The organism is Hymenobacter sp. H14-R3 (genome assembly GCF_030063445.1).
In the GTDB taxonomy this organism is placed as follows: domain Bacteria; phylum Bacteroidota; class Bacteroidia; order Cytophagales; family Hymenobacteraceae; genus Hymenobacter.
In genome coordinates, this window is sequence record NZ_JASITD010000027.1 from 60,018 (window position 1) to 66,884 (window position 6,867).

Annotated in this window: 6 protein-coding genes and 1 riboswitch; of the genes, 2 read left to right on the forward strand and 4 right to left on the reverse strand. The window is 64.1% G+C overall.

Features of this window, described 5'->3' with window-relative positions; translation table 11 throughout:
- Entirely contained in the window at positions 1 to 1,458 is a 1,458-nt protein-coding gene (gene crtD, locus QMK33_RS19555) for a 1-hydroxycarotenoid 3,4-desaturase CrtD (protein ID WP_283566311.1), read from the reverse strand.
- Positions 1,459 to 1,593: 135 nt separating this feature from the next.
- Positions 1,594 to 1,790, forward strand: a riboswitch (cobalamin riboswitch).
- 167 nt (positions 1,791 to 1,957) lie between these two features.
- Here crtD and QMK33_RS19560 point away from each other — a divergent pair.
- Complete coding sequence (locus QMK33_RS19560) at positions 1,958 to 2,353, forward strand: acyl-CoA thioesterase (protein WP_283566312.1); 396 nt, start codon at positions 1,958 to 1,960, stop codon at positions 2,351 to 2,353.
- 74 nt (positions 2,354 to 2,427) lie between these two features.
- On the opposite strand, the gene QMK33_RS19565 is transcribed toward QMK33_RS19560, so the two are convergent.
- Together QMK33_RS19565 and QMK33_RS19570 are read right to left on the reverse strand one after the other, a co-directional pair.
- A complete protein-coding gene (locus QMK33_RS19565) occupies positions 2,428 to 3,621 on the reverse strand; it encodes a class I SAM-dependent rRNA methyltransferase (RefSeq protein WP_283566313.1) in 1,194 nt (397 codons plus the stop codon).
- A gap of 138 nt (positions 3,622 to 3,759) precedes the next feature.
- Positions 3,760 to 4,203, reverse strand: a complete 444-nt coding sequence (locus tag QMK33_RS19570) for an SRPBCC family protein (RefSeq protein ID WP_283566314.1) — start codon at positions 4,201 to 4,203, stop codon at positions 3,760 to 3,762.
- A gap of 121 nt (positions 4,204 to 4,324) precedes the next feature.
- Between QMK33_RS19570 and QMK33_RS19575 the strand changes: the two genes are divergently transcribed.
- The gene (locus tag QMK33_RS19575; protein WP_283566315.1) at positions 4,325 to 5,653 is read left to right on the forward strand and encodes a hypothetical protein; all 1,329 of its coding nucleotides are present in this window, start codon (positions 4,325 to 4,327) and stop codon (positions 5,651 to 5,653) included.
- A gap of 189 nt (positions 5,654 to 5,842) precedes the next feature.
- On the opposite strand, the gene QMK33_RS19580 is transcribed toward QMK33_RS19575, so the two are convergent.
- Positions 5,843 to 6,511: a hypothetical protein gene (locus QMK33_RS19580; RefSeq protein ID WP_283566316.1), complete on the reverse strand. Its 669-nt coding sequence runs from the start codon at positions 6,509 to 6,511 to the stop codon at positions 5,843 to 5,845.
- Positions 6,512 to 6,867 lie beyond the last annotated feature (356 nt).

The following is a 6,867-nucleotide window of genomic DNA, read 5'->3' on the forward strand; positions in this document are numbered from 1 at the left end:
TTAATCAATTAGCTCGGCCACGATTTTGGCCGAAAGTAAACACAACGGAATGCCGCCGCCCGGATGCACCGAGCCGCCGCAAAAGTACAGTCCCGGCAGCCGGCCCGAAAAGTTGGGGTGCCGCAAAAATGCCGCCAGCGCATTATTGCTGGAGCTGCCATAAAGCGCACCCCCAAACGACGACGTATCGGCCGCGATACCGGGGGGCGTCCATACTTTTTCGGCCTTGATAAGGGGCTCTAGGTCAGTGCCTAATGTTTTGCTGAGCTTGGCCAGCACCACGCGGCGCGTGTGGGCGGCGAGGGTGGCCCAGTCCTGGCCCTCGTCGTGGGGCACGTTCACCATCACAAACCAGTTTTCGTGGCCGGCGGGGGCATCGGCGGGCGTTTTTTTGGAGGTGATGTTGACGTAGATGGTCACGTCGTCGGCCACGGTTTTTGCCTGAAAAATGGCGTCGAACTCGGCCTTGTAATCAGTTGAGAAGAAGATATTGTGCAGGTCGAGCTCGGCAAACTCGCGGGCGATGCCCCAGTAAAAGATGAGCGCCGACGACGAGCGCGGTTGGCTCAGGGTGCGCTCGGGGGCTGGCTGGCTGGGCAGCAGGCGGCGGTAGGTGGGCACCACGTCCATGTTGCTGACCACCTGCGTAAAGTCGTAGATATCGAGGTCGGTGCGCAGGCCCGTGATGAGGGAGCCGGCCGTCAGAATCTCGCGCACCGGCTCGTTGAACCGGAATTTCACCCCAAACTCCTCCGCCAGCCGGTGCAGGCTGCTGGCAATGGCGTAGATGCCGCCCTCGGGGTAAAACGCGCCGATGCCGTGCTCGAGGTGCGGAATGAGCGAGAGCGTGGCCGGCGCCTGGTAGGGGTCGGAGCCGTTGTAAGTAGCGTAGCGGTCAAAGAGTTGCACCAGGCGCGCATCCTGGCCAAACGCTTTTTCGTGGCGCGCGTGCATGGTGCCCGTGAGGCCCAGGCTAGGCAGGGCGGCCACGGCCTTCAGGGTTTCGGCGCTGAGGTAGGTGCCGGCTTTATGCAGCGACTTGTGCAAAAAGGTGCCCGCCGTGGCGTCGTAGGCCCGGCCGCTGCGGGCCAGAAACTGCGCCACGGCAGCGGCCGGCGTGCCCAGCTTCTCCTCAACCTCGGCGGCAAACCGGGCGGCGTCGGCCCAGGCGGTGAGGCGCGTGCCGTCGGCAAAAAAGTAGTTGGTGATGGGGTCGAGGCGCTCATAACGGAAGTAGTCGGCCGGGTCGCGGTGGGCCAGCCGGAAGACATCGTCCACCAGCTGCGGCAGCGTGAACAGCGACGGCCCCGCGTCGAAGCGGTAGCCACCGGGCAACTCAAACTGGTGCATTTTGCCCCCAAACGAGCCGCTGGCCTCAAATACCGTGACCGGGTGCCCGGCCACCACCAGCCGCGCCGCGGCGGCCAGCCCCGCCACGCCCGCGCCAATAATGGCCACAGGCTGACGGGTGGGCGAAAGTTTCTTTTTCGTAAACACTAGCTTACTAACCGCCAGGCCGGGGGGATAAGTTTGCCCCCGCCCGCCGAAAATACGCGCTACCTTCGCGGCGGTTTACTGCTGCTTCGATTTTTTATAAATCAACCAGCGGCCGGTTTTCGACTGCCCGCCGGGCGGCCGGAATGAAAAGGGAAGCGGGTGAAACTCCCGCACAGACGCGCTACTGTAAGTACCCACCCAGTGCCACCCCGCAAATTTCCATTGGCTTCGGCCGAGAAGGAGGGGATGGCATGGTACGAAGTCAGGAGACCTGCCGGCCGCCATTTGATGCTTCCTCCGCGCTTTGGGGCTCCGCATCAGGTTTGGCACGCCGGCGGGCCGGCTACTGCGCGCGCGGTGGCCGGGCCGGGCGTAGCTGGGTCTGAATGAGTGCTTTAGCAAGATAAGGGAAGGTGAAAAACAAGCGCCGTGGCCGCGTCACCTTTTCTTTTTCAGCCCCATGCCAGCCCTCGCCGACCAGATTGCCCGCGCCGAAACGCGCATCTTTAAAGCCGTTTTTCCGAACACCACCAACCACTACGATACGCTCTTTGGCGGGGCCACGCTCATGCTCATGGACGAGGTGGCCTTCATCACGGCTACTCGCTTCTCGCGCCTCAAAATGGTGACGGTTTCCTCCGATAAAGTGGATTTTACGCACCCCATTCCCGGCGGTACACTGGTCGAACTCATTGGTAATGTGGTGCATGTGGGCCGCACCAGCCTGCAAGTGCGCGTCGAACTGTTCGTAGAGCAGATGTACGCCGAGGGTCGGCTGCTGGCCGTAACCGGCTCGTTCACGTTCGTAGCCGTGGACGAGCAGCGCCGCCCCACGCCGATTAGGCCGGTGGAATAGTAGCGCGGACTTTCAGTCCGTGTCTGAGCCTCTTCGTGCAAGCCAGCTACTCGCGGACTGAAAGTCCACGCTACCTATTCTACCGCCAGCACGAGGCCCTTTAAATACGCGCCCTCGGGGTGGAACAAGCTCACTGGATGGTCGGCCGGCTGCGTGAGCCGGTGCAGGATGCGCGCCGGCCGGCCGGCCTCGATGGCGGCGGCCAGCACCGCGCCTTCAAACAGCTCAGGGCTAACTACTTGCGAGCACGAGAAGGTGAACAGTAGCCCGCCCGGCGCGAGGTGCGCAATGCCGGCCGCGTTGAGGCGCTTGTAGCCCATGAGGGCGGCGTGGCGGGCGCTGAGGTGCTTGGCAAACGCGGGCGGGTCGAGCACGAGCAGGTCGTACTCGGCCGAGTGGCTTTTGAGGAAGGTGAGCACGTCGTCGGGGTAGGCGGCGTGACGGTCGGCGTGGTGCGAAAGCTCGGCGTTGCGCTCAGTTAAGGCAATGGCTTTCTTGCTGCTATCGACGGAGTGCACCAGCTCGGCCCCGGCTTCGAGGGCGTATACCGAGAAGCCGCCGGTGTAGCAAAACGTGTTGAGCACGCGGCGGCCGGGCGAGTAGCGGGCCAGCAGGGCGCGGTTGTCGCGCTGGTCGATGAAGAAGCCGGTTTTCTGGCCCGTCTCCCAGTCGACGGCAAACTGGTGGCCGTTTTCGTGCACCAGGTGCTCCTGGCCGGTGCTTTCGCCGAAGAGGTAGCCGTTCTTGTTGTCGCCCACGGCGTGGCCGGGCGTGGTTTCGGCGCTCTTGTCGTAGATGGCGCGCAGCTTGTTGCCAAACACAACTTGCAGGGCATCAGCTATTTCGGGGCGGGCGCGGTACATGCCCACGCTGTGCGCCTGCACCACGGCCACATCGCCATACACGTCGATGATGAGGCCCGGCAAGCCGTCGCCCTCGGCGTGCACGAGCCGGAACACGTTGGTATCGGCCGTGCCCGTGAGGGCCAGGCGCTGACGCAGCGCGTAGGCATTGGCCAGGCGCTTCACCCAAAAATCGGGGGTCGGCAGCTCGGCTTCCGGCCCAAAATCGAGCATGCGCACCGCAATGGAGCCGCTGCCTGAGTAGTGGCCCACGCCCAGCAATTCGCCTGCCTGGGTCTCGATGCGCACGGCCGCGCCCTCGGCTGGCTCGCCCAGTGCGCGGGCAATGGCCCCCGAAAATACCCAAGGGTGGCGGCGGCGCAGGGAGTGGTCTTTTCCGTTTTTGAGGACGATGGTGGCGGGCATGGCTACTGAGTGTGAATTGCAGCTACAAAGGTCGTCATGCCGACCGTAGGGAAGCATCTCGCCCGCCTCGTTGCTAACCCCGGGGTTTACTGCCCCACGCGAGATGCTTTCTCGTGGTCTGCATGACGACCTTTTATCTTACTTAAACCAACGCCGATACACGGGTCCGCGCAACTTGAACTGCGCCCACATAGCGGGGTAAATCAGGAAATCGAGCCAGCGGCGGCCGGTGCTGAAGGTGATGTCCTCCACGATGACGCTGCCGCCGCCGCTGGGCGCGGGCTGAATGAGGTGGCGGTGCCGCCACTGCCGCAGCGGGGCGGGTAGGATTTGGCCTTCGTCTACGAAGTAGTGCGTGCCGTCGGGCAGCACGCCGTTGTCGGTGATGAGGGAGGTCCAGCGCCAGCGCTTGGGGCCAGCTTGCAGCTCGATGATAACCGTGTCGCCGGTGTTGGAGCCGTCGTAGCGAATGAGGTTCAGCTTCGGAAAGGGTGGGGCCAGGGCCACAAACAGCTCGCGGGTGAAGCCGGCCAGCACGGCGGCCGGCGGCTGGGCCACGTGAAAACGGAGGAGTAGGTGCATAGGAAAAAGGACGGGTGGCCCGCCGCGTTGGGAACCGGAGCGGTAATTTGGCGGGCCAGCCAGCTTCTTACGTACGCACCAGCGTTGGAAAAGTAAGCCGGCCCCCACCGGCACCCCCTGTATGTCAGACGAACGCACGCCCAGCTCCTCGCCCGGTCCGCCCACCGCCCTCCAGCAGCTGGAAGCCTCTTTGGCGGCTGGCCACCTCACGCCCGAGCTATTTGCCACGTTGAGCGCGCAGCTGCCGGCCGCCCCGGCTGCCCCTGTAATTCCGCCGGCTGCGCCGAAAGAGCGCACGTTTTCGCCCCGCGGCACCGACGAAGAATTACCGTCGCTGCTGGATATGTTCAACCAGCCGCCCGCCGCGCCGGTTGGCCCGCCGCCCGTGGTACCGCCTGCACCACCCGCCGCTGCGCCCGCGCCGCCTGCTCCCGCCAGTCTGCCCCGGTCCTCGGCGGCCGATGCGGCCGCCCGCCAGCTTATTGAGGAGCGGCTGGCGCAAATTCGCCAGCCGCCCGCCCCGCCCGCGCCTGCTTCCGCGCCAAGGCCTGCCCCTGTTTTCTATTCGGAGCCGCCCGCGCCCGTTTTCTACCCCACTAGCCCGGGGCCGGAGATGGCTAGCCCGCCCCCGGCCCAGCCCACGCCACCTCCGCCACCCCGGCCCAGTGCGCCGCCCGCTAAGCCAGCTTCTAGCAAGACGGGCGGATGGATACTGCTGCTACTGCTGGGCCTGGCCCTGGCGGGGGGAGTAGCATATTCCTTCATTCAAAACAGCCACCCCGACGAAGCCCTGAGTAGCCCCAGCCTACCCGCGGCCGATGCCGCGCCAAAGGAAACTGCTGCCCCCAAGCCTGCCAAGCAGACCAAAAAAAGCACTAAAAAGAAGCGCAAGAAGAAAGTAGCCGCTCCCAAAGTGGCCGCTACCGAAAGCGAGGCTGTGCCCGAAGAAGAGAGTATAGCGGCCAACCCACCGGCCGCCGCCGCCGCCGAGCCGGCCAGCGAAGCGCCCGCCACTACCCAGCGGTCGCCGGCCGCCGCGCCCGAAGCCGGCGACGATGCGGCCACCATCAAAATACGCGCGGTGATGGCCGCCTACTACGCCGACCTGTTTACGCCGCCGCTGCACGCTAGCCAGCACTTTGCCCCGCAGGTCGAGCGGCTCTACATTCAGCAAAACCTGACGCCCGCCGCCATCGATGCCGAGCTGGCCCGCAGCTTCTACCCCGAAAACCAGCAGGCCATTGCGCGCATCGAGCCGGGCACCCTGCGCGTGAGCGCGCCCGCCGCCGATGGCAGCCGCACCGCCACCTTCACCGAAACCATGCGCCTCTACCGGGTGTCGCTGAAAAAAAGGCAGCAACTGCGCACGAAAGTGCGCGTGCGCTTCAATGCCGATAACAAGATTGTGTATATGCGGCAGGAAAAGCTGCTGGCTAATACGTTTGAGTAGGCGCCGTTGGGTGGCGTTTGCCGGTCGGCCGGTGCGAGCCAGCCGACCGATTATCGTTGCTAAAGCCCGTTGCCAGTGTTGCGAGAATAGATTGGCTCAGCAATCAGCCCTGACTGGTTGTCCTTTTACAACCTGCTGCCTTCAACGGCAACCGGTCGGCCGGCTTGCGCCGGCGGACCGGGGCGGGCGCTACTTGCCTAGTGAGCCAATTTTGGGCTGAATCTGAATGATAAAGCGCTTGTTCTTAGCTTCTTCGCTGAAGCCGGTATAGCGGCCCACGCCTTTGAAGCCGCTGCCAGCGGCTACCAGCTCCAGGTTGGCGGGGAAGCGCAGGCCGGCGCTTTCCCAGAGGCGGATGACCTCCATGGCGCGGTTGTAGCTGAGCTGGCGCACGGCCGCGCCGTCGAGGTTGCGCGGGTCGGAATCGGGCAGGGTGGGGTTTTTGGCGGCGCGGCCTTCTACCACCACCAGGTACTGCACGTTGTCGGCGCGGTTGAGGGCTTGCATCTGGCGCAGCAAGAAGCGCCCGGCCTCAATGAGCGGCTGGCGCGCCTCGGCGGGCAGGTCGTAGCGCTGGGCCTTAAACTCGACCGGAAAATTGAGCTCGTAGCGTTTGTAGCGCTGGTTGTAAGCAAAGTAGCGCGGGTCCTCCAAGCGCTTGAGCGCGGCGCGGATTTCGTCGATTTTTTTCTTCTCCTTCAGCTGCACTTCCAGCCGCGCCTTGGCCTGCTCCAGGCTGGCCTGCTTATCCTGAAACCGCTTGTAGCTGAGCACAAACAGCACGAGCATGACCAGGAACAGGGCCGTCATGAGGTCCACGTAGCTGGGCCAAAAGAAGTCGCGGCGGTTGGGGTTCATGCGCGGGGCCGCGGGGGCTATTGCTTGTTCAGGCCCAGGGCTTTCTGGAGCCAGCTGCGCTGGGTGAGCTGCTCCAGCACGGCGTTGGTGCGCGTAACCTGCTGTAACAGTTGCTGTTGCAAGGCCGTGTCGCTGGCCAGCCGGCTTTGCAGGCTCTGGATGGCCTGGGCCGTTTGCTGGGCCTGGCGCTCTTGCAGCTGGTTGAGCAGTTTCTGCTGCGCCGGTAGCTCACTAAGAGGCTATCCGAATAGGGAAAAATCAGTTGTATTTTAGGGGTATGGCTACAGTTCAAGAATTTCGCATTTCGGACACGCTTTGGGCGCGGTTGTCCCCTCATTTGCCCGTCCACGTGCCCA